The following is a 21960-nucleotide window of genomic DNA, read 5'->3' on the forward strand; positions in this document are numbered from 1 at the left end:
CCATGTCATGACCCCTTAAATCTGAGTCAGTCTCAGCGCGTACGCCCCCCACGCGCCCCCTCAAGGCGCCCTTTCGAGGAGACAGATGAGTCGCATACGCATACCGGCACGCACACCGGCACGGCACGTCCGGCGGTCCCGTCTCGCCGCCGCCGGAACCGCCGCGGTCGCCGCCGGACTGCTGGCCACCGCGCTCACCCCGGCCGCCGGTGCCGCCGACAGACCCACCCGGGCCACCGCGATCGGCAACGCCGCGGCCGTCCTCGCCGACGAGGCGGCCCGCCTCGGGCTGACCTCCGCGCAGGACACCACCGTCCGTGACGTGGTCGTGGACGCCGACGGCGAGCAGCACGTCCGCTACGACCGCACGTACCGCGATCTCCCGGTCCTGGGCGGCGACTTCGTGGTCCACCTGGCGCCGAACGGCGACTACCGCGACGCCGACCGCGCCACCACCCGCGCCATCTCCCTCGCCACCGTCACCCCGTCCCTCTCCGGCCCGAAGGCCGCGGACCTGGCCGCCGCCGCGCTGCGCGCCGCGAACGCGGGCGAGACCCTCAAGAAGGTCACCGCCAAGCCCGAGCTGGTGGTCGACGCGCTGCACGGGACGCCGAAGCTGGCCTGGCGCACCAACGCCGTCGGCCAGGACTCGCTGGGCAACCCCGTCGCCCGTACGGTGCTCACGGACGCGAGGTCGGGCAAGCAGATCGACGCCTGGGACGCCATCGAGACGGCGTCGGGCGACGGCAGTTCGCTCTACGGCGGCACGGTCCCGCTGGAGACCACGCAGTCCGGCTCCACGTACCAGCTCAAGGATCCGACGCGCGGGAACACGTACACGGGCGACGCCGCGAACAAGACGGACCTGTGCATCCTCGGCATCTGCTTCAGCCGGGCGCCCGCGACGCTCTTCACGGACGCCGACAACCACTGGGGTACGGGAACCACGGCGGACCGCTCGACGGCCGCCGTCGACGCCCAGTACGGCACGGACGAGACCTGGGACTACTACAAGAACGTCCACGGCCGCAACGGCATCGCCGGGGACGGCAAGGGCTCGTACAACCGCGTGCACTACGGCAACAACTACAACAACGCCTTCTGGGACGACAGTTGCTTCTGCATGACGTACGGGGACGGTGACGGGACGACCTTCGGGCCGCTCGTCGCGCTCGACGTCGCCGGGCACGAGATGTCCCACGGCGTGACGTCGAAGACGGCGGCGCTGACGTACTCCGGCGAGCCCGGCGGGCTGAACGAGGCGACCTCCGACATCTTCGGCACGCTGGTGGAGTTCTACGCCGCCAACGCCTCCGACCCGGGCGACTACCTGATCGGCGAGAAGATCGTCCGTTCCGGCTTCGGCAAGACGGCCCTGCGCTACATGGACCAGCCCTCAAAGGACGGCAGCTCCGCCGACTGCTGGAGCAGCTCGGTCGGCAACCTGGACGTGCACTACTCGTCCGGCGTCGCCAACCACTTCGCGTACCTGCTCGCCGAGGGCAGCGGCGCCAAGGTCATCGGCGGCGTCCAGCACAACGGCACCACCTGCAACGGGGCGTCGGTCACGGGCATCGGCAAGGACAAGCTCGGCGCGATCTGGTACCGGGCGCTGACGGTCTACATGACGTCCTCGACCAACTACGCGGGCGCCCGCACCGCGACGCTGAACGCGGCGAAGGACCTGTACGGGTCCGGCAGCACGGAATACAACGCGGTGGCGGCGGCGTGGAGCGCGGTGTCCGTGGGCTGAGCCACGACAGCGGTCGTGCCGTGGCCGTCCCGGACCGGATCCGGGGCGGCCACGGCCGTCTCAGCCCCCGTACGGCCGCGCCGACTTCGCCTCCCGCAGTGCCAGCCCCCACCACACCAGCTGCTCCAGCATCGCCTTCGCCGCCGCGTTCGCCCCGGACGGGTCCCGGTGTCGTCCGTCCTCGTCGAAGGACGCGCCCGCGTTGTGGAAGGAGACCGTGTCGCGGACCGTGACCGCGTGGAGTTCGGCGAAGACCTGGCGGAGCTGTTCGACCGCGCGCAGGCCGCCCGCGAGGCCGCCGTACGAGACGAAGGCGACGGGCTTGGCGCGCCACTCGCCGTAGTGCCAGTCGATGAGCGCCTTGAGCGAGGCCGGGAAGGAGTGGTTGTACTCGGGGGTGAGGACGATGAACGCTTCAGCTTCGGCCAGCCTGGGAGTGACCTTGGCCAGTTCGGCGGCCACCTCCGGGGCAGGCGAGTGGGAGAGCGCGGTCGGCAGCGGGATCTCGGCGGCGTCGGTCACGTCGAAGGCCAGGTCCGTACGTTCGCGCAGCCGGTCGAGGAGCCAGCCGGCCACCACGGGGCCGAACCGGCCCTCGCGGTTGCTGCCGATGATCACGGCCACCCGGAGGGGCGCGGCGGGAGGGGTGACGGGAGAAGTGACGGCTTCGGTAGTCATGGGGCACAGCCTCATACCTCAAGCAATGTTGAGGTCAAGTGGGAGGGGTGGGGAGCCGCGGCGCCGGGTCCGTCACCCGTTCACACCCGCCGCCCCGGGCCTTCCCGCAACCCCGGGGGAATGGTTCGGCGGCACGGCGGTGACCTGCTGGAACGTACCGGGAGCCGGACCCTGACGCCCCCCGCCCGGCACCCGTACCCCGTGCATCCGGCGTCTCCTCGGCGAGCGGGCGCGGCCGAGTGCCACTTACCTCGGTAGGGCAAGGGCGCGACCGACGCAGCGGCACCGGGGGTGCCGCGGGCCGTGCCCTCTCGAGGGAGCATCGATGCGCATGCGCACACCCCGCCTGCTGACCGGTACCGCGCTCGCCGTCGCCGCCGCGGGGCTCGCCGCCGCGCCCGCGTACGGCGCAGACGGCGGGGACAGCGGAGATACCGGCGACTCCGGCGTACTGGAGGTGTATCCGTCCACCGCCGAGCCGGGCGGCCGGGTCACGGTGAACACGGCGGCCTGCGGCCGGGACGGTACGGCCGACGGCGACGCCAGCGCGGTGGGCGCGGACCGGTTCGCCCTCGCGCCCAGCAGTCACGAGCGGGAGTCGGTCGGCCGGTTCCGGGTGCCGCCGGGCGCCCAGCCGGGGACGTACGAGCTGGTCGTGAAGTGTTCCGGCGGCCGGCGCGTGACCGGTGACCTGAAGGTCGCGCTGGCGGTCACCGAGGCGCAGGTGCCCCCGCGAGGAAGTGTGAAGACGGGGGTCGGCGGCGCGCTCGGCCCCGACCCCGTGCAGACCGCGGCGGGTGTGGCGGCACTGGCCGTCGCCGCCGCGGGCGGTACCTGGCTCCTGCATCGCCGGGCGAGAGGCGACGGGATCTGACGGACACCCTCCGCTGTCCGTCCGCCGGTACCGCCGTCCCCTCCCCCTCCGGGTCCGCCGCCCCTCGCGGCCCGGAGGGGGTGGCGGACCCACCGACCGCTGTCGCTGTCCGTCAGCCCGCCAGGAGGCTCATGTGCGCAGGCCGACCAACATCTCCATAGCGTCCGTCACCCTGCTCGCCCTGTGCTCGGGCGCCTGGCTGCTGCGCGGCGCCGAGCCGCACCCGCCGCCGCAGCCCTCGGCCGCCCAGGCCGCCGCCCCCGGCGGCAGCCACTCCGCCGTGTCCGCCGCACCCGCGGCGCCCGCACTGCCGCCCTCCCCGCCCGACCGCATCCGCGTCCCCGCGATCAAGGTGGACGCCCCGCTCATGGGCCTCGGCCTCACCCCGCAGGGCAGCCTGGACGTACCGCCCGCCCGGCGGAAGAACCTCGCCGGCTGGTACGAGGCCGGCACCACCCCCGGTGAGCGGGGCACCGCGATCGTCGCCGGGCACGTCGACAACACCGAGGGCCCGGCCGTCTTCTACGACCTGGGCGCCCTGGAGAAGGGCAGTCCCGTCGAGGTCGAGCGCCGGGACGGCACGGTCGCCGTCTTCTCCGTGGACGCGGTCGAGATGTACGACACCCGCGCCTTCCCCGACAAGAAGGTCTACGGCCCCGCCCGCCGCCCCGAGCTGCGCGTCATCACCTGCGGCGGCGGCTACTCCGAGGCGACCGGATACCAGGGCAACGTCGTCGTCTTCGCCCACCTGACCGGCAGCCGCTGAGACCGCGAGGGTCTACCGGTCACGCCAGCCACTGCTCGTACGCCAGGTTCGCGACCAGCGCGAAGACGACCGTCAGCAGGACCACCCGGACGAAACCGCTGCCCTTCTTGAGCGCGGTGTGCGCGCCGACCGTGCCGCCCAGCAGGTTGAAAACGGCCATCAGGCCCGCCAGGCGCCAGTGCACCGTGCCCTGCCAGGCGAAGGTGGCGAGGGCGCCCGCGTTGGTGCAGCAGTTGACGATCTTCGCGGTGGCGGAGGCGGTCACCAGGTCGAGGTGGAGCAGCGCGGTGAGCGCGAGCACGAGGAACGTGCCGGTGCCGGGGCCGATCAGGCCGTCGTAGAAGCCGATGCCGAGGCCCGCGAGCCCGATCGCGGCGAGGACGCGGCGCGCGGAGACGGGTCCGGGCGTGGGCGCCGTGCCGAAGGCGGGCCTGAGGATCACGAAGGTGCCGACGGCGAGCAGGACCACCATGACGACCGGCTTGAGCACGGCGGTGCTCATCCCGGCCGCGACGGACGCGCCCGCCGTCGACCCGGCGAGCGCCGCGAGCCCGATCCGTACGGCGAGCTTCACGTCGACGGGCGCCTTGCGGGCGTACGTCACCGCGGCGCCCGAGGTGCCGACGATCGCCACCGCCTTGTTGGTGCCGAGCGCGTACGCGGCGGGCGTACCGGCCGGCAGACCGAGCAGCAGCGCGGGCAGCAGAAGCAGTCCCCCACCGCCCACCACGGCGTCGATCCAGCCGGCCACCAGGGCGGCCAGACACAGGAGAACGACCGTGGTCAGCGATATGTCGGGCATGATCGCGACCCTAACGGCTGCGCACGGCCGCACCCCGTCCGGGCCCTCACACGCCGCGCCCTCCCCCGCTGAGGGCAGCGTTCCCCCCGGGAAACAGTCGTGATGCGGCCGGGTAACACCCGCCCCGCAGGCTCGGGGCATGACCTCGAAGCAGCGTGTGGTGGTGATCGGCGCCGGGCTCGCGGGCGTGCGGCTCGCCCAGCGGCTCGGCGAGCTGGGCGTGCCCGCGCTGCTCATCGGCGAGGAGGAGCACCGGCCCTACAACCGGGTGCTGCTCGCCGAGGTGCTGGCCGGGCGGTACGGGCCCGAGGTCGCCGCGCTGCCGGCGGCGGGCGAGCTGGTCCGGGCCCGGGTCACCGGCATCGACCGCGCCGCCCGCACCGTGCGCTGCGCGGACGGCTCGGCGATCGCGTACGGCACGCTGGTCCTGGCGACCGGCTCCAACCCCGTACTGCCTTCGCTGCGCGGGCTGTTCACGCCTGACCACGTGCTGCCCGAGGGTGTGCACGCCTTCCGCACCATGGACGACTGCCTCGGCCTGTCGAAGTCCGTACGGCCCGGCGTCCGTGCCGTCGTCATCGGCGGCGGGCTGCTCGGGGTGTCCGCCGCGCGGGCGCTCGCGGCGCGCGGTGCGCAGGTCGTCCTGGCCCAGCAGGCCGAGCGGCTCATGGAGCGCCAGCTCGACCCGGCCGCCTCCCGGCTCGTGCACCGGCACCTCACGGACCTCGGCGTCGAGGTACATACCGAGTGCCGGGTGCGGGACGTGCGCTGCGCGGGCGGCGCGGTCCGCGCGGTGGAGCTGGCCGACGGCTACGCGCTCGACGCCGATCTCGTCGTCCTGGCCTGCGGAGTACGCCCCCGTACGGGTCTGGCGGTGGACGCCGGGCTCGACGTCGGCAAGGGCGTGCTCGTCGACGACGAGCTGCGCACCTGTGACCCGCACGTCCGGGCGATCGGCGACTGCGCCCAGCACGCGGGCACGGTGTACGGCCTGGCCGCGCCCGCCCTCGACCAGGCCGACGCGCTCGCCGGCCTGCTCGCGGGCGACACCCGCGCCCGCTACACCGGCACCCGCGCCCTGACCCGCCTGACCCTCACCGGCCAGGCCCTTACCAGTGACGCCCCCGCCGGTCCCGCCCCCTTCGACCTCGCCGCCTTCGGCGACCCCGACCCGCTCCCCGGCGACGACGTCGTCCAGCTCGCCGACGCCACCCGTGGCACGTACCGCAAGGTCGTCGTCCGCGGTGACCGGCTGGTCGGCGGCGTGCTCGTCGGTGAGCTCGGCACGGTCGGCGCGCTCGCCCGCGCCTGGGAGGGAGCCGAACCGCTCCCCGCCGCCGGCGCCCCGCTGCTGCACCTGCTCACCAACGACGGAGGCTCCTGATGACAGCCACCCCGGGGGCCATCCCCACGAACGGCCGCCCCGCGGCCGACCGGCCCACGATCGTGCTCGTCGGGCACGGCATGGTCGGCCAGCGCTTCCTCGAAGCGCTCGCCGAGCGCGGTCTGACCGCCACGCACCGCGTGGTCGTCCTGTGCGAGGAGCCCCGCCCGGCGTACGACCGGGTCCAGCTCACGTCCTATTTCTCGGGGACGACTCCTGAGGAACTCTCCCTGACGGACGCCCGGTTCATCGATACGCACGGGATCGAGCTGTACGTCGGCGATCCGGCGGAGAGCGTCGACCGCGCGGCCCGGACGGTGACCGCACGCTCCGGTCTGGTCGTCGGCTACGACACGCTCGTCCTGGCCACCGGCTCCTACCCGTTCGTGCCGCCGGTCCCGGGCAAGGACGCCGAGGGCTGCTTCGTCTACCGCACGATCGAGGACCTGCTCGCGATCGAGGCGTACGCGAAGACGCGGGCGACGACCGGCGCCGTGGTCGGCGGCGGGCTGCTCGGCCTTGAGGCGGCCGGCGCGCTCAAGGGGCTCGGCCTCACCTCGCACATCGTGGAGTTCGCGCCCCGGCTGATGCCCGTCCAGGTGGACGAGGGCGGCGGCGCCGCGCTGCTGCGCACCATCGAGGACATGGGCCTTTCGGTGCACACGGGCGTGGGCACGCAGGAGATTGTGGCCGGTGAGGACGGCGCGGTCACCGGCATGAAGCTCTCCGACGGCAGCGAACTCGCCACCGACCTGGTGGTGTTCAGCGCCGGTGTCCGGCCCCGCGACCAGCTCGCCCGGGACTGCGGCCTCACCGTCGGCGAGCGCGGCGGCATCAGCGTCGACGAGCAGTGCCGTACGGTCGCCGACCCGCACGTGTTCGCCATCGGCGAGTGCGCGCTGGCCGCCGACGGCCGGGTGTACGGCCTGGTGGCGCCCGGTTACGAGCAGGCGGAGACCGCGGCCGCGACGATCGCGTCGGACGAAGCGGCCTTCACGGGCGCGGACGTGTCCACCAAGCTCAAGCTGCTCGGCGTGGACGTGGCGTCCTTCGGCGACGCGCACGGCACCGCCGAGGACTGCCTCGACGTGGTCTACTCCGACTCCCGCGCGGGCCTGTACAAGAAGCTGGTCATCGGCCGCGACGGCACCCTGCTCGGCGGCATCCTGGTCGGCGACGCGGAGGCGTACGGGACACTGCGGGCCTTCACCGGTTCCGTCCCGCCGGTCGCGCCGGAGTCCCTGGTGCTGCCCGCGGGCGCGGGCGCCCCCGCCCAGCTCGGCCCCTCCGCCCTCCCCGACGACGCGGTCGTCTGCTCCTGCCACAACGTCACCAAGGGCACGATCCGCGGCGCGGTCACGGAGCACTCCTGCACCACCGTGCCCGAGGTCAAGAAGTGCACCAAGGCCGGTACCGGCTGCGGCAGTTGCGTCAAGGTGCTCGGCCAGCTCGTCACCACCGAACTGGAGGCGAGCGGCGTCGAGGTCGACAAGGGCCTGTGCGGCTGCTTCGCCCAGACCCGCGAGGAGCTGTACGAGATCGTCCTCGCCCTGCGCGTCACCACGTACCAGGACCTGCTCGACCGGTACGGCCGCGAGGACGCCCGCGGCGGCGACGGCTGCGACGTCTGCAAGCCCGCCGTGGCCTCGGTCATCGCCTCCCTCGCACCGGCCATCGGCGCCAGCGGCTACGTCCTGGACGGCGAGCAGGCCGCGCTCCAGGAGACCAACGACCACTTCCTCGCCAACCTCCAGAAGAACGGCTCCTACTCGATCGTGCCGCGCATCCCCGGCGGCGAGATCACCCCGGAGAAGCTGATCGTCATCGGCGAGGTGGCCCGGGACTTCGGCCTCTACACGAAGATCACGGGCGGCCAGCGCATCGACATGTTCGGCGCGCGGGTCGAGCAACTACCGCTGATCTGGGCCCGGTTGGTCGACGCGGGCTTCGAGTCGGGGCACGCGTACGGCAAGTCGCTGCGCACGGTGAAGTCCTGCGTCGGACAGACCTGGTGCCGCTACGGCGTCCAGGACTCCGTCCGCATGGCGATCGACCTGGAGCTGCGCTACCGGGGGCTCAGGTCCCCGCACAAGCTGAAGTCGGCGGTCTCCGGCTGCGCCCGCGAGTGCGCCGAGGCCCAGTCGAAGGACTTCGGCGTCATCGCCACGGCCAACGGCTGGAACCTGTACGTGGGCGGCAACGGCGGCGCCACCCCGCGCCACGCGGACCTGCTCGCCCAGGATCTGTCGGACGCCGAGCTGATCCGCCTGATCGACCGGTTCCTGATGTTCTACATCCGCACCGCCGACCGTCTGGAGCGGACGAGTGTCTGGCTGGAGCGGATCCCCGGCGGCCTGGACCACGTACGGGACGTGGTGGTGGAGGACTCCCTCGGCATCTGCGAGGAGCTGGAGTCCCTGATGGCCGCGCACGTGGACGCCTACCGCGACGAGTGGGCCGAGACCATCAACGACCCGGAGAAGCTGGCCCGGTTCGTCTCCTTCGTGAACGCGCCCGACACCCCCGACCCGGTCGTCGGCTTCGTCCCCGAGCGCGACCAGATCAAGCCCGACCTGCCGCTGCTGTCCATCGGCACGCGGCCCCTGCAAGCCCTGGACCTGGAAGGAAGCGCCCAACGATGACGATCGCCCCGGAGACCACAGCTACCGGAAGCACTGAAGGCACTGCCACGGACCTCAAGGTGCAGCTGCTGCTGGCCGACGGCTGGCTGACCGTCTGCGACCTGTCCCTGCTGACGCCGGGCCGCGGCGTGGCCGCGCTGCTGCCCGACGGCCGCCAGGCCGCGCTCTTCCGCGACCGGGCGGGACACACGTACGCCGTCGACAACCGCGACCCGTTCAGCGGCGCCGCCGTCCTCTCCCGCGGCCTGACCGGCACCCACCAGGGCCGCCCGTACGTCGCCTCGCCGCTGCTCAAGCAGCGCTTCGACCTGGAGTCGGGGCGGTGCCTGGACGATCCGGAGGTCGCGGTGACGGTGTACGAGGTGCGGGCCGCGTAGCCGGCCCGACCGCGGGCGCGGCCCGGCGGGGCGCTCAGGACTTGGCCGCCGGCACGTCGTACGTCACGTCCGTCAGCCGTTCGGAGGCGGCCCACAGCCGCTCGCCCGCGGCGTCGTCCAGGGTCCACGGCGCCCGCCAGGACCTCGCCGGGGCGCCGCGCCACATGGCGAACCTCGGTCCGGTGAACGAGTCGGGCCGTACGCCGGGCGCGGTGGCCGCGTACAGCAGGGGCAGCGCGCCCGTCTCGGCGCTCTGTCCGAAGAACCGGTTGCCGGTCTCCATGAAGCGCTCGACGCCCCGGCGGCCCTCCATCCGCGGCCCGGCGGTCTGGAGGTTGGTGGTGGCGTACCCGGGGTGCGCGGCGGCGGCCACGACGTTCGAGCCCGCCGCGCCGAGCCGGCGCGCCAGTTCGTGCGTGAACAGCAGGTTGGCGGTCTTCGACCGGGAGTAGGCGAGCCAGCGCCGGTAGCGGTGGTGCTCGCTGTTGAGGTCGCGCGGGTCGATGTTGGCCAGGAGGTGCATGAAGCTCGACACGGTCACCACCCGGGCGTCCGGGGCGGCGCGCAGCAGGGGGAGCAGGCGCCCGGTGAGCGCGAAGTGCCCGAGGTGGTTGACGCCGAACTGCGTCTCGAAGCCGTCGGCGGTGCGCCCGAAGGGCAGTGCCATGACCCCGGCGTTGTTGAGCAGCAGATCGAGGCGGTCGTACTCCTTGTGGCAGGCGGCGGCGAACCGCTCTACGGAGTCCAGGTCCCCGAGGTCCAGGGACAGGAACTCCGCGTCCGCGCCCGGCACTTCGGCCGCCAGCCGGTCGCGGGCTTCGGTCCCGCGCCGCTCGCTGCGGCAGGCGAGCACGGTCCGGGCCCCCTTGCGCGCCAGCTCGCGTGCGGCGATGTAGCCGATCCCGCTGTTGGCCCCGGTGACGACGGCGGTGCGTCCGCTCAGGTCCGGGATGTCACTCGCGTTCCAGCCGGTCATGTCGCCACCCCTGCCCTCTCGGCGTCGGCCGTGCTTCACCGTACGCCGTACCCGGGCCGGTGCCGCCGTCCGAAACCGGCACGGATCCGCCGTACGGAACCGGCGCGGACGCCAGGGAGGGCGGCACCCCCCGCACAGGGGTGCCGCCCTCCTTCGGTGCACCGGGGCCGCCGCCGGGCCGGTTGAGGGTCGTGAGGTGGCGGGCGGCGGTCCCGGAGGTGGTGCGGGGCTAGCGGTGGTCGCTGCCCGTGGAGCGGGAGGCCGCGCGGCCCGCTTCGAGGCGGGCGACCGGGATGCGGAACGGGGAGCAGGAGACGTAGTCGAGGCCGACCTCGTGGAAGAAGTGCACCGACTCCGGGTCGCCGCCGTGCTCGCCGCAGACGCCGAGCTTGAGCCCGGGGCGGGTCTCGCGGCCCGCCTTGGCGGCGGCCTGCACCAGGGAGCCGACGCCGTCCTTGTCGATCGTCTCGAACGGCGAGACGCCGAAGATGCCCTTCTCCAGGTAGGCGGTGAAGAAGCTGGCCTCCACGTCGTCGCGGGAGAAGCCCCAGACCGTCTGCGTGAGGTCGTTGGTGCCGAACGAGAAGAACTCGGCGGCCTCCGCGATCTGACCAGCCGTCAGCGCGGCGCGGGGCAGCTCGATCATGGTGCCGATGGCCAGCTTCAGGTCCGTGCCGGTGGCCTCCTGGACCTCGGCGATGACCTGGTCGGCCTCCTCGCGGACGATCTCCAGCTCCTGCACCGTGCCGACGAGCGGGATCATGATCTCGGCGCGCGGGTCGGCCTTGTGCGCCTTCCGCTCGGCGGCGGCCTCCGCGATGGCCCGTACCTGCATGGTGAACAGGCCGGGGATGACCAGGCCCAGGCGGACGCCGCGCAGGCCCAGCATCGGGTTCTGCTCGTGCAGCCGGTGCACCGCCTGGAGCAGCCGCAGGTCGTTCTCGTGCGGGTCCTTGCGGGACTCGGCGAGGGCGACGCGGACCGACAGCTCGGTGATGTCGGGCAGGAACTCGTGCAGCGGCGGGTCGAGGAGGCGGATGGTGACGGGGAGCCCGTCCATCGCCTCGAAGAGTTCCACGAAGTCCTGCTTCTGGAGCGGCAGGAGCTGCTTGAGGGACTTCTCGCGCTCGGCGTCGGTGTCCGCCAGGATCAGCCGCTCGACCAGTTCGCGCCGGTCGCCGAGGAACATGTGCTCGGTGCGGCACAGGCCGATGCCCTGGGCGCCGAAGCGGCGGGCGCGCAGCGCGTCCTCGGCGTTGTCGGCGTTGGCGCGCACCCGCAGCCGGCGCTTGCGGTCGGCGAAGGCCATGATCCGGTGGACCGCCTCGACCAGCTCGTCGGCGTCGTCGGCGCCCGCGTGCATCCGGCCCTCGAAGTACTCCACGACCGGGGAGGGCACGACGGGCACCTCGCCGAGGTACACCTTGCCGGTGGAGCCGTCGATGGAGACGGTGTCGCCCTCCTCCACCACGATGCCGCCCGGCGCGGACAGACACCGCTTCTTGGTGTCGACCTCCAACTCCTCGGCGCCGCAGACGCACGTCTTGCCCATGCCGCGCGCCACCACGGCGGCGTGCGAGGTCTTGCCGCCGCGGGAGGTGAGGATGCCCTCCGCCGCGATCATGCCGTCGAGGTCGTCGGGGTTGGTCTCGCGGCGGATCAGGATGACCTTCTCGCCGGAGCGCGACCACTTGATGGCGGTGTACGAGTCGAAGACGGCCTTGCCGACGGCCGCGCCCGGCGAGGCGGCGATGCCCCGGCCGAGCTGCTCGGCCTTCGCCTGCTCGTCGAAGCGGGGGAACATGAGCTGGGCGAGCTGGGCGCCGGTGACGCGCTGGAGCGCCTCTGCCTCGTCGATCAGGCCCTGGTCCACGAGCTGGGTGGCGATGCGGAAGGCGGCACCGGCCGTCCGCTTGCCGACGCGGGTCTGGAGCATCCAGAGCTGCCCGCGCTCGATGGTGAACTCGATGTCGCAGAGATCCTTGTAGTGGTTCTCCAGGGTCTCCATGATCTGCATGAGCTGGTCGTACGACTTCTTGTCGATCTGCTCAAGATCGGCGAGCGGGACGGTGTTGCGGATGCCCGCGACGACGTCCTCGCCCTGCGCGTTCTGGAGGTAGTCGCCGTAGACGCCCTGGTGGCCCGAGGCGGGGTCGCGGGTGAAGGCGACGCCGGTGCCGGAGTCGGGGCCGAGGTTGCCGAAGACCATCGAGCAGACGTTGACGGCCGTGCCGAGGTCGTGCGGGATGCGTTCCTGGCGGCGGTAGAGCTTGGCGCGGTCGGTGTTCCAGGAGTCGAAGACCGCGTGGATGGCGAGGTCCATCTGCTCGCGCGGGTCCTGCGGGAAGTCCCGGCCGGCCTCGGTCTTGACGATCTTCTTGAACTTGGTGACGAGCTTCTTGAGGTCGGCGGCCTCCAGGTCGGTGTCGACCGCGACCTTCTTCGCCGCCTTCGCCGCCTCCAGCGCGTCCTCGAAGAGGTCGCCGTCGACGCCGAGGACCGTCTTGCCGAACATCTGGATGAGCCGGCGGTAGGAGTCCCAGGCGAAGCGGTCGTCACCGGCCTGCTTGGCGAGGCCCTGCACCGATTTGTCGGAGAGACCGATGTTCAGGACGGTGTCCATCATGCCGGGCATGGAGAACTTCGCCCCGGAACGGACCGACACGAGGAGGGGGTCGTCGGCCTGTCCGAGCTTTTTGCCCATCTTCTTCTCGAGGGCGTCGAGGTGCGCACTCACCTCGTCACGCAGTGCCGCCGGCTCCTCGCCGCTGCCGAGGTAGGTCTTGCACGCCTCGGTGGTGATGGTGAAGCCGGGCGGGACGGGAAGCCCCAGGTTGGTCATCTCGGCGAGGTTCGCGCCCTTGCCCCCGAGGAGGTCCTTGAGGTCCTTGTTGCCCTCCGTGAAGTCATAAACGAACTTCGCGGATTCGACGCCGTCTCCGGCTACAAGAGGATCTTTGTTTTCCGACACGACTCTCGACTCCTCGACGTCGCGGTGGCTGCCCTGACGGCGAGGAACATACCCAGATCGAAGGCGCCTGGGTACGTCTACTTGCGTGTCATGTGCCCGTAACCGATCGTCCGCCAGCACATCGAAAGTCAAGCCTTGGCAAGCGCCGAGGACCGGATGTTTTCACTTGTTGAATGAATCAACACCCGTAGACCTGCTTGAACGCTCACATGAGCACCGTTACCTACGCTTGAGTTCAGTCGGTGAACAACGAGAGGGTGGCACTGAGTGCCACCCCTTAGGGAAGTGCAGCCGGGCAAGATCCGCTCATCTGAGCACCACCCCTATCAGGGGTGGCGAGAATCACGCCGCGAGGCGGGCCGGATATCACCATGCGGACCGCGACGCGGTCACGACACGCGGACGTCATACGGCCGGGACGCGGCGGCGCGGGGCGGGCCGTCACACCCCGAGCGCAGCGAGCCGTTCCTCGGCCCGCCGGGGCGCGTACAGGTGCTCCACGACCAGCGCGCCCGCCCCGATCAGCCCGGCCCGCTCCCCCAGCCGCGAGGTCACCACCTCCAGGTGCGCGGTGGAACGCGGCAGCGCCCGCTGGTACAGCAGCTCCCGCACGCCCGTGAGGAACGGGGTTCCGGCCAAATCCCCGGCGATCATCAGAACGCCCGGATTCAGCAGCGTCACCACGGTCGCCAGGACGTCGCCGACGTGCCGCCCCGCCTCGCGGGCGAGGGCGACCGCCTCCGGGTGGCCCGCCGTCAGCAGCGCGCGGACGTCGGAGCCGGAGGCGGCGGGCACCCCGGCCGCGGTCAGCCGCCGGGCCACCGCGCCGCCGCTCGCCACGGCGGCGAGACAGCCGTAGGAGCCGCACCGGCACAGCGCCTCGGCGCCCGCCGGGACCCGGATGTGCCCGATGTCCCCGGCGCCGCCGTCGATGCCCCGGTAGACCGAACCGCCGACCACGACGCCGGCGCCTATTCCGGTGGAGACCTTGACCAGCGCGAAGGCGGAGCAGTCCGGGTAGGCGGTGCGCTGTTCCCCGTACGCCATCAGGTTGGCGTCGTTGTCGACCAGGACCGGCAGCCGGGGTTCGACGTCGCTCCCGGTGTGCTCGGCGAAGGCGCGGGCGAGGCGGCCTCTTATGTCGTAGCCGTCCCAGCCCGGCATGATCGGCGGCTGCACCACCCGGCCGGTCTCGCTGTCCACAGGGCCCGGCACGGCGAGCCCGATGCCGCAGACCGCGCCGGCCTCCTGGCCCGCCGCGGCCAGCAACTCGGCGAAGCGGCGCGCCAGTTCGCCCAGTACCTTCTCCGGGCCCTCCTCGATGACGAGGACCCCCGTGTGCTCGGCCAGGATCTCGCCGGTCAGGGTGAGGACGGCCGCGCGCGCGTGCCGGGTGTCCAGGTCCGCGGCGAGGACGACGGCGTGCGCGTCGTCGAACTCCAGGGTGATGGAGGGCCGGCCGCCCAGCGGCGAGTCCACCGGGCCGCCGGCGCCCTCGCGCAGCCAGCCGGCCCGGAACAGCCGGTCGAGGCGCTGGCCGACGGTGGCCCGGGACAGGCCGGTGGCCTGCTGGAGCGCGCCGCGCGTGGTCGCCCGGCCACTGCGCACCAGTTCGAGCAGATCTCCGGCGCTTGCCTGGTTACCGGCCCTCATGGCGTTCCCCTCGCCCTCTCGGTCGCACACACCCTCTTGCGTTCACCAACTCTGCCTTACATATTGGGTTTTGCGTGTTGCCTAGACGTAACCTCGCGGTAGCAACTGCCGAACCGGCCCGGCTGGACGTCTTCGGGGAGACCTGAGTGGACCGCACAACCCAGCTCACCGTCCATCGCACGGACATCAGCACGCCCGTACGGACCTCGGGCCCGCCTCCGGGGGCGGGCCCCACCGAGGCGGGACCGCCCGGGTACTCCGTATACGACCCGGCCGACCCCGTCGGTTCCCTGCGTGTCAGGGCGGCCCGGGTCCTCGATGGCAACTGGACCGGGTCGTCCACCGTGCCCTCCCAGGGCCTGTATCCGCACCAGTGGTCGTGGGACTCCGCGTTCATCGCGATCGGCCTGCGTCATCTGTCGCCGCTGCGCGCTCAGTCGGAGCTGGAGACGCTGCTCGCCGCCCAGTGGGCCGACGGACGGATCCCGCACATCGTCTTCAACCCCGCCGTCCCGCTGGACGCGTACTTCCCGAGCCCGGACTTCTGGCGCTCGTCCACCGCGGGCCGCGCCGCCGGAGCCCCGCGCACCGTGCAGACGTCCGGCATCGTGCAGCCGCCGGTGCACGCGCTCGCCGCCTGGCTGGTGCACTGCGCCGACCCGGTCCTGTCACGGACCCGCGGTTTCCTCACCCGGGTCTACCCGCGGCTCGCGGCCTGGCACCGTTACCTCCTGCACCGCCGGGACCACGGCGGCGGCGGGCTCGTCTCGGTGATCCACCCCTGGGAGCAGGGCATGGACAACAGCCCCTGCTGGGACGCGCCGCTGAGCCGGGTCGCGCCCGCCCCGCCCCGCTCCTTCCGCCGGGCCGACCTCGACCACTCGGCCGCCGAGGACCGGCCGACGGACCTGGACTACGGGCGGTACGTGCGGCTCGCCGCCGACTACCGGGACGGCGGATACGCGGACGGGCCCGGCGGGTTCGCCGTCGAGGACCCGGCGTTCAACGCCCTGCTGATCGCCTCCGAACACGCCCTGGCCCGGATCGCCCGCGAGCTGGGCGCCACCGGCACCGCCCGGCACGCCCGCGCCGAACGGCTCACGGCCGCCCTGGTGGAGCGGCTGTGGGACCCGGCGCTCGGCATGTTCCTCTGCCGCGACGTGCACACGGGCCCGATCCCCGAGCGCGGCGTGACGGGCCTGCTGCCGCTCGTGCTGCCCGGCCTGCCGCACGAGGTCGTCACCGCCCTGGTGCGCACCGTGCACGGCCCGCACTTCGGCCTGGGCGCGAGAACCCGGCTCGTCCCCAGCTACGACCTCACCGGCGAGGCCTTCGACCCGCACCGCTACTGGCGCGGGCCCGCCTGGTTCAACACCAACTGGCTGATCGAGCGCGGGCTGCGGCTGCACGGCGAACGGGCCCGGGCGGACCGGCTGCGGGCCGCGCTGCTCACCACGGCGGGCGAGTCGGAGTTCGCCGAGTACGTGGACCCGTGCACCGGGGCGGGCTGCGGTGCGGCCGGCTTCGGCTGGACGGCCGCGCTGACCCTGGACCTGCTGCACGAACCCTGCGGACCGGGCGGGTCCGCGTACCCGGCGACGACCGGCACGTCCGGCGCGTCCGAGGAGAACGAGACGGTAATGGGAGGGGTCCGGGCATGACGGAGCGGCATCATCTGCTCGTGCGCGGCGGCACGTTCGCCGCCGTGGGGGACGGAGGGGACATCAGCGGGGTGCGCGGCGGCAGCGCGCCCGACGGCCTGTTCGTCCGGGACGCGCGCCATCTCAGCCGCTGGCAGCTCACGGTCGACGGCGCGGTGCCCGAGGTGCTCACCCCGGTCGCCGACGGCGACACCGCGCGCTGCGTGCTCGTACCGCGCGGCGGCCGGCAGGAGCCGCCTGCCTTCACGCTGCTGCGCGAACAGGCCGTCGCAGAAGGCGCGTTCGTGGAGTCGGTGCGGGTCGTCAGCAACCGTCCGACACCGCTGACGGTGCGCGTCGCGGTGACGGCGGACGCCGACTTCACCGACCAGTTCGAACTGCGCTCGGACTACCGCACCTACGCCAAGACCGGCGCGGTGCGCTCGCGCGAAGCCCTCGACGACGGCGTGGAGTTCGGCTACCAGCGCGGCGAATGGCGGTCCTGTACGAGGGTCACCTCCGAGCCCGCCCCGGACGGCGTGGAGGAGACGGGCACGGGCGCCCGCCGGCTCGTCTGGACGCTGGAGCTGGACCCGCACGGCACGGCGGAGCTGGCGCTGCGGGTCACCGCCCGCCCGCACGGCACGGCCGCGGAGCCCGCGGTACCGCTCACCCCCACCGCCGCCCGCGAGCAACTGGGCGCGGTCGAGGCCGAGTTCGCCGAGGGCGTGCCCTTCCCGACCGGCTGGCCCGAGCTGGCGGCGGCCTGCGCGCGCGGCCTAGCGGACCTGGCGGCGCTCCAGGTCCCGGCGTACGGCCCGGACGGTGAGGAACTGCGGGTCCCGGCGGCCGGCGTCCCCTGGTTCCTGACCCTTCTCGGCCGCGACGCCCTGCTCACCTCGCTGTTCGCGCTCCCCTACCGGCCCGAGCCGGCCGCCGCGACGCTGGCCGCGCTCGCCGCGACGCAGGCGACGGAGACCGGCACGGGCCCGGTCGCCCAGCCCGGCAAGATCGTGCACGAGGTGCGCCACGGCGAGCTGGCGCACTTCGGGCAGGTGCCGTTCGGGCGCTATTACGGCTCGGTGGACGCCACCCCGCTGTTCCTGGTGCTGCTCGGCGCGTACACGGAGCACACCGGCGACCCGGGCCTGGCCCGCCGTCTCCAGCCGCACGCCAGGGCCGCGGTCGGCTGGATGCTCGACCACGGCGGTCTGACCTCGCGCGGCTACCTCGTCTACCGCGCCGACGAGGGCGGGCTCGCCAACCAGAACTGGAAGGACTCCCCCGGCGCGATCTGCTCCGCCGACGGCAGCCGCCCCACCGGGCCGGTGATGGCGGCGGGCGCGCAGGGCTACGCGTACGACGCGCTGCGCCGCACCGCCCACCTGTCCCGCACCGTCTGGGACGACGAGGTGTACGCGGCCCTCCTGGAGCAGGCGGCGGGCGATCTGCGCGACCGGTTCCAGCGGGACTTCTGGATGGCCGAGCACTCCTTCCCCGCCCTCGCCCTGGACGGCGACGGCCGCCATGTCGACGCCCTGGCCTCGGACGCGGGCCATCTGCTCTGGTCCGGGCTGCTGGACAAGGAGTACGGGGAACTGGTCGGCCGCCGGCTGCTCGAACCCGACTTCTTCTCCGGCTGGGGCGTGCGCACGCTGGCCGCCGGGCAGCCCGCCTACCACCCGCTCTCGTACCACCGCGGTTCGGTCTGGCCGCACGACAACGCGCTGATCACCCTCGGGCTCTCCCGCTACGGGCTGCACGACGAGGCCCGTACGGTCGCGCACGCGCTGGTCGACGCGGCGGCGACGACCGGGCACCGGCTGCCCGAGGTGATCGCGGGCTACGGCCGCGGGCTGTACGCGGAGCCGGTGCCGTACCCGCACGCGTGCGTCCGCGAGTCCCGCTCGGCGGCGGCCCCGCTGGCGCTGCTGACGGCGGTGGGCGGCGCCTGATCCGGCTGCCGCACGTGCGGTGCGCGGCCGGTGCGTGGTGACAGAACAGTGACGAAAGGGGCCACAACTTCCCCCGGGGGCGACGGGTCTCATCTCGTGTGCACGGCAAACACCGCTGTGCGCACACCAGTTGACCGCAATCACGGGGGAACACCATGAAGTCTTCGCGTCGTCTCACCACGGCCGCCGTCCTGACCGCCGCCGCGCTCGGCGGAGCCGTCGCCGTCGCCGGACCGGCCTCCGCGGCGCCCGTCGCCGCCGCCCAGGCCGAGTACAACGGCGTCTGCGGCACCGGCTACACCGTCATCGACTCCACGCCGGTCGAGGACAAGGGCACGGTCTACGTCACCTACAACAAGTCGACCGGCAAGAACTGCGCGGTCACCGTCCGCAACGCGCCCGGCGAGCCGGTGCGGATGGCCATCACCCTGGGCATCGACGCGGGCCGCGGCGCCCCGTACGTCATGGACAACGACGTGTACACGACGTACGCGGGTCCGGTGTACCTGGACGCGCGCGGCGAGTGCATCCTCTGGCTCGGCTCGATCGACGGGGCGCTGGGCAGCGGGCACGGGCACTGCGGCTGAGAGCCTGCGGGACAGGCTCGATGCTCCGCGCGTCCGGCGGCGGGCTCGCAGCAGGAAAGGCTCAGCCGCCGGACGTGTCCAGTTCCGCGTCCTCACCGACGCCCGCGCAGTCGTAGGGGTCCTTCAGCCAGCCGTCCGGCAGGACCACCCGGTTGTTGCCGGAGGTGCGGCCGCGGGGGCCGTCGGCGCCGGCCGGCCAGGGCTGGTCCTGGTCCAGTTCGGCGAGGCCCGCTGCCAGCTCGGCCAGGGACGAGGTGATCGCGAGCCGCTTGCGCATCTCGGAGCCGACCGCGAAGCCCTTGAGGTACCAGGCGACGTGCTTGCGGAAGTCGATGACGCCGCGCGCCTCGTCGCCGAGCCACTCGCCGAGCAGCGTGGCATGGCGCACCATGACGGCGGCGACCTCGCGCAGCGCCGGCCGCGCGAATTCGTCCGTACGCCCCTCGAAGGCGGCGACCAGGTCGGCGAAGAGCCACGGGCGGCCCAGGCAGCCGCGGCCCACGACCACTCCGTCGCAGCCGGTCTCGCGCACCATCCGCAGCGCGTCCTCCGCCGACCAGATGTCGCCGTTGCCGAGGACCGGGATCTCCGGCACGTGCTCCTTGAGGCGGGCGATGGCGTCCCAGTCGGCGGTGCCGCCGTAGTGCTGGGCGGCCGTGCGGCCGTGCAGCGCGATGGCCGTCACGCCCTCCTCGACGGCGATCCGCCCGGCGTCGAGGTAGGTGATGTGGTCGTCGTCGATGCCGATGCGCATCTTCATGGTGACGGGCAGGTCCCCGGCGCCGCCGACGGCCTCGCGCAGGATGGCGCGGAGCAGGTTGCGCTTGTACGGCAGGGCGGAGCCGCCGCCCTTGCGCGTGACCTTGGGGACGGGGCAGCCGAAATTCAGGTCGATGTGGTCGGCGAGGTCCTCCTCCGCGATCATGCGGACGGCCTTGCCGACGGTGACCGGGTCCACGCCGTAGAGCTGGATCGAGCGCGGCCGCTCGCTCGCGTCGAAGCGAATGAGCTGCATGGTCTTCTCGTTGCGCTCGACCAGCGCCCGGGTCGTGATCATCTCGCTGACGAAGAGGCCCTTGCCGCCGGAGAACTCCCGGCAGAGGGTGCGGAAGGGCGCGTTGGTGATCCCGGCCATGGGCGCGAGGACCACGGGCGGCTGCACCACGTGGGGGCCGATCGACAGCGGGGACGCGGGGGCGAGGGTGGGCGCGGACATTTCTCCATTGTCGCGTACGGCGGCGGGTGCTCGTACGCGAGGCGGGCGGAGCCCGGGGGAAGATCGTGTAGCAGTCATTAGTTAGGCGCACTACCGAAAGCGGCGTAGGCTGGGGAGATGCCCGAGCTGAGTCACCGCCGCCGCATGCTGGTGCTCGCGATCTGCTGTATGAGCCTGCTGATCGTGAGCCTGGACAACACGGTTCTGAACGTCGCCCTCCCCTCCATGCAGAAGGACCTGGACGCCGATGTGTCCGGCCTCCAGTGGACGATCGACGCGTACACGCTCGTGCTGGCCTCGCTGCTGATGCTCGCCGGTTCGACCGCCGACCGGATCGGCCGCCGCAAGGTCTTCTCGGCGGGCCTGGTGCTGTTCACCCTCGGCTCGGTCCTGTGCTCGCTGGCCCCGGACCTGAGCTCGCTGGTCGTCTTCCGCATGGTGCAGGCGGTCGGCGGCTCGATGCTGAACCCGGTCGCGATGTCGATCATCACCAACACCTTCACCGACCCCCGCGAGCGCGCCCGCGCGATCGGCGTGTGGGGCGCCGTCGTCGGCATAGCCATGGCCGCGGGCCCGGTGGTCGGCGGACTGCTGGTGGAGTCGGTCGGCTGGCGCTCGATCTTCTGGCTCAACCTCCCGGTCGGCCTGGCCGCGCTGCTGCTCACCCTGCGCTTCGTGCCCGAGTCCCGCGCGCCGAAGGCCCGCCGCCCCGACCCGGTCGGCCAGGTCCTGGTCATCGTCCTCCTCGGCTCCCTGACCTACGCCATCATCGAGGCGCCGAACTCCCCCGCGGCCCGCACCTGCCTGCTCGGCGCCGTCGCCCTGGCCGCCCTGCTGGCCCTCCTGCGCTACGAGCCGCGCCGCGCCGAACCCCTCATCGAGCTGCGTTTCTTCCGCTCGGCACCGTTCAGCGGGGCCACGGTGATCGCGGTCAGCGCGTTCTCGGCGCTCGCCGGCTTCCTCTTCCTCTCCTCGCTCTACCTCCAGAACGTACGCGGACTCGACGCGCTGCACGCGGGCCTGTGGATGCTGCCGATGGCCCTCATGTGCTTCCTGTCCGCGCCGCTGTCGGGCCGCCTGGTCGGCAGCCGGGGGCCGCGCCTGCCGCTGCTGATCGCCGGGGTCACGATGACCGTCAGCGGGGTGCTGTTCGCCGCCTTCGAGGCGGAGACGTCGAACGTCACGCTCGTCATCGGCTACGTCCTGTTCGGCCTGGGCTTCGGGTTCGTGAACGCCCCGATCACCAACACCGCGGTCTCCGGCATGCCCCGCACCCAGGCCGGGGTCGCCGCCGCGGTCGCCTCGACCAGCCGGCAGATCGGCCAGACGCTCGGCGTCGCGGTGATCGGGGCGGTCATCGCCTCGGGCGTCGGCTCCTCCTCGTACCGGGACGCCTTCGTCTCCGCGTCCCGTCCCGGCTGGTGGATCCTGACCGGCTGCGGTCTGCTGGTCCTGGTCCTCGGCATCCTGACGAGCGGCACGTGGGCCCGCCGCACCGCCGAGCACACGGCGCAGCGCCTCCGGGCGACGGACGTGCGCGAGGCGGCGAAGGTCCAGGCGTAGACCGCGCCGGCGCTCCCCCGCCACCACCGGCCGGACCGGCCTCCGCGCAAACCGCCCCGTTGATGTTGGTTCTGCTGCACACTCCTTGCTGCGCGGGCCGAGCGGTCGCGTGCGGAGGGGGCA

Annotated in this window: 16 protein-coding genes; 10 read left to right on the top strand and 6 right to left on the bottom strand. The window is 72.8% G+C overall.

Annotated features, from left to right (window positions below; translation table 11 throughout):
- The first annotated feature begins 85 nt into the window (after positions 1-85).
- Positions 86-1753, top strand: coding sequence for a M4 family metallopeptidase (locus ACFV6E_RS15650; RefSeq protein ID WP_385462032.1), 1668 nt, complete (start codon positions 86-88; stop codon positions 1751-1753).
- A 60-nt stretch (positions 1754-1813) separates the two neighbouring features.
- On the opposite strand, the gene ACFV6E_RS15655 is transcribed toward ACFV6E_RS15650, so the two are convergent.
- A complete protein-coding gene (locus ACFV6E_RS15655) occupies positions 1814-2431 on the bottom strand; it encodes an NADPH-dependent FMN reductase (protein WP_385462035.1) in 618 nt (205 codons plus the stop codon).
- Between the two features lie 331 nt (positions 2432-2762).
- Here ACFV6E_RS15655 and ACFV6E_RS15660 point away from each other — a divergent pair, with 331 nt between their 5' ends.
- Together ACFV6E_RS15660 and ACFV6E_RS15665 are read left to right on the top strand one after the other, a co-directional pair.
- Positions 2763-3305 (top strand): hypothetical protein, encoded by a 543-nt coding sequence (locus ACFV6E_RS15660; protein WP_385462037.1) that lies wholly within the window; start codon positions 2763-2765, stop codon positions 3303-3305.
- Between the two features lie 133 nt (positions 3306-3438).
- Entirely contained in the window at positions 3439-4071 is a 633-nt protein-coding gene (locus ACFV6E_RS15665) for a class F sortase (RefSeq protein ID WP_385159205.1), read from the top strand.
- Between the two features lie 19 nt (positions 4072-4090).
- On the opposite strand, the gene ACFV6E_RS15670 is transcribed toward ACFV6E_RS15665, so the two are convergent.
- On the bottom strand, positions 4091-4873 hold the full coding sequence (locus ACFV6E_RS15670; RefSeq protein ID WP_385159207.1) for a sulfite exporter TauE/SafE family protein: 783 nt from the start codon (positions 4871-4873) through the stop codon (positions 4091-4093).
- A 139-nt stretch (positions 4874-5012) separates the two neighbouring features.
- On the opposite strand from ACFV6E_RS15670, the gene ACFV6E_RS15675 reads away from it, so the two are divergent.
- From ACFV6E_RS15675 to nirD, 3 genes are read left to right on the top strand one after another with little or no spacing between them, the layout of a single operon-like run.
- On the top strand, positions 5013-6257 hold the full coding sequence (locus ACFV6E_RS15675; protein WP_385462040.1) for an NAD(P)/FAD-dependent oxidoreductase: 1245 nt from the start codon (positions 5013-5015) through the stop codon (positions 6255-6257).
- A complete protein-coding gene (gene nirB, locus ACFV6E_RS15680) occupies positions 6257-8899 on the top strand; it encodes a nitrite reductase large subunit NirB (RefSeq protein ID WP_385462043.1) in 2643 nt (880 codons plus the stop codon). Before ACFV6E_RS15675 ends, nirB begins: the two co-directional genes overlap by 1 nt.
- Positions 8896-9276, top strand: coding sequence for a nitrite reductase small subunit NirD (gene nirD / locus ACFV6E_RS15685; protein ID WP_385462045.1), 381 nt, complete (start codon positions 8896-8898; stop codon positions 9274-9276). Before nirB ends, nirD begins: the two co-directional genes overlap by 4 nt.
- Positions 9277-9310: 34 nt before the next feature.
- Here nirD and ACFV6E_RS15690 read toward each other — a convergent pair whose 3' ends face one another.
- The 3 genes from ACFV6E_RS15690 to ACFV6E_RS15700 form a co-directional block, all read right to left on the bottom strand.
- Positions 9311-10252 (bottom strand): oxidoreductase, encoded by a 942-nt coding sequence (locus tag ACFV6E_RS15690; RefSeq protein ID WP_385159215.1) that lies wholly within the window; start codon positions 10250-10252, stop codon positions 9311-9313.
- Between the two features lie 229 nt (positions 10253-10481).
- Entirely contained in the window at positions 10482-13223 is a 2742-nt protein-coding gene (gene ppdK / locus ACFV6E_RS15695; RefSeq protein ID WP_385159217.1) for a pyruvate, phosphate dikinase, read from the bottom strand.
- Positions 13224-13664: 441 nt separating this feature from the next.
- Positions 13665-14876 (bottom strand): ROK family protein, encoded by a 1212-nt coding sequence (locus ACFV6E_RS15700; protein WP_385159219.1) that lies wholly within the window; start codon positions 14874-14876, stop codon positions 13665-13667.
- 146 nt (positions 14877-15022) lie between these two features.
- On the opposite strand from ACFV6E_RS15700, the gene ACFV6E_RS15705 reads away from it, so the two are divergent.
- From ACFV6E_RS15705 to ACFV6E_RS15715, 3 genes are all read left to right on the top strand, one after another.
- On the top strand, positions 15023-16537 hold the full coding sequence (locus ACFV6E_RS15705; protein ID WP_385462048.1) for a hypothetical protein: 1515 nt from the start codon (positions 15023-15025) through the stop codon (positions 16535-16537).
- Positions 16534-18471, top strand: a complete 1938-nt coding sequence (locus ACFV6E_RS15710) for a glycogen debranching N-terminal domain-containing protein (RefSeq protein ID WP_385159223.1) — start codon at positions 16534-16536, stop codon at positions 18469-18471. The genes ACFV6E_RS15705 and ACFV6E_RS15710 overlap by 4 nt, the downstream gene beginning before the upstream one ends.
- 155 nt (positions 18472-18626) lie before the next feature.
- A complete protein-coding gene (locus tag ACFV6E_RS15715; protein WP_385159225.1) occupies positions 18627-19058 on the top strand; it encodes a spore-associated protein A in 432 nt (143 codons plus the stop codon).
- Between the two features lie 61 nt (positions 19059-19119).
- Here the strand turns inward: ACFV6E_RS15715 and dusB are convergent, their stop codons facing one another.
- The gene (dusB, locus tag ACFV6E_RS15720) at positions 19120-20274 is read right to left on the bottom strand and encodes a tRNA dihydrouridine synthase DusB (protein WP_385462051.1); all 1155 of its coding nucleotides are present in this window, start codon (positions 20272-20274) and stop codon (positions 19120-19122) included.
- Between the two features lie 117 nt (positions 20275-20391).
- Here dusB and ACFV6E_RS15725 point away from each other — a divergent pair, with 117 nt between their 5' ends.
- Positions 20392-21837 (top strand): MFS transporter, encoded by a 1446-nt coding sequence (locus tag ACFV6E_RS15725; protein ID WP_385159229.1) that lies wholly within the window; start codon positions 20392-20394, stop codon positions 21835-21837.
- Positions 21838-21960: the final 123 nt, after the last annotated feature.

The organism is Streptomyces sp. NPDC059785 (assembly GCF_042732375.1).
Classification (GTDB): Bacteria; Actinomycetota; Actinomycetes; order Streptomycetales; family Streptomycetaceae; genus Streptomyces.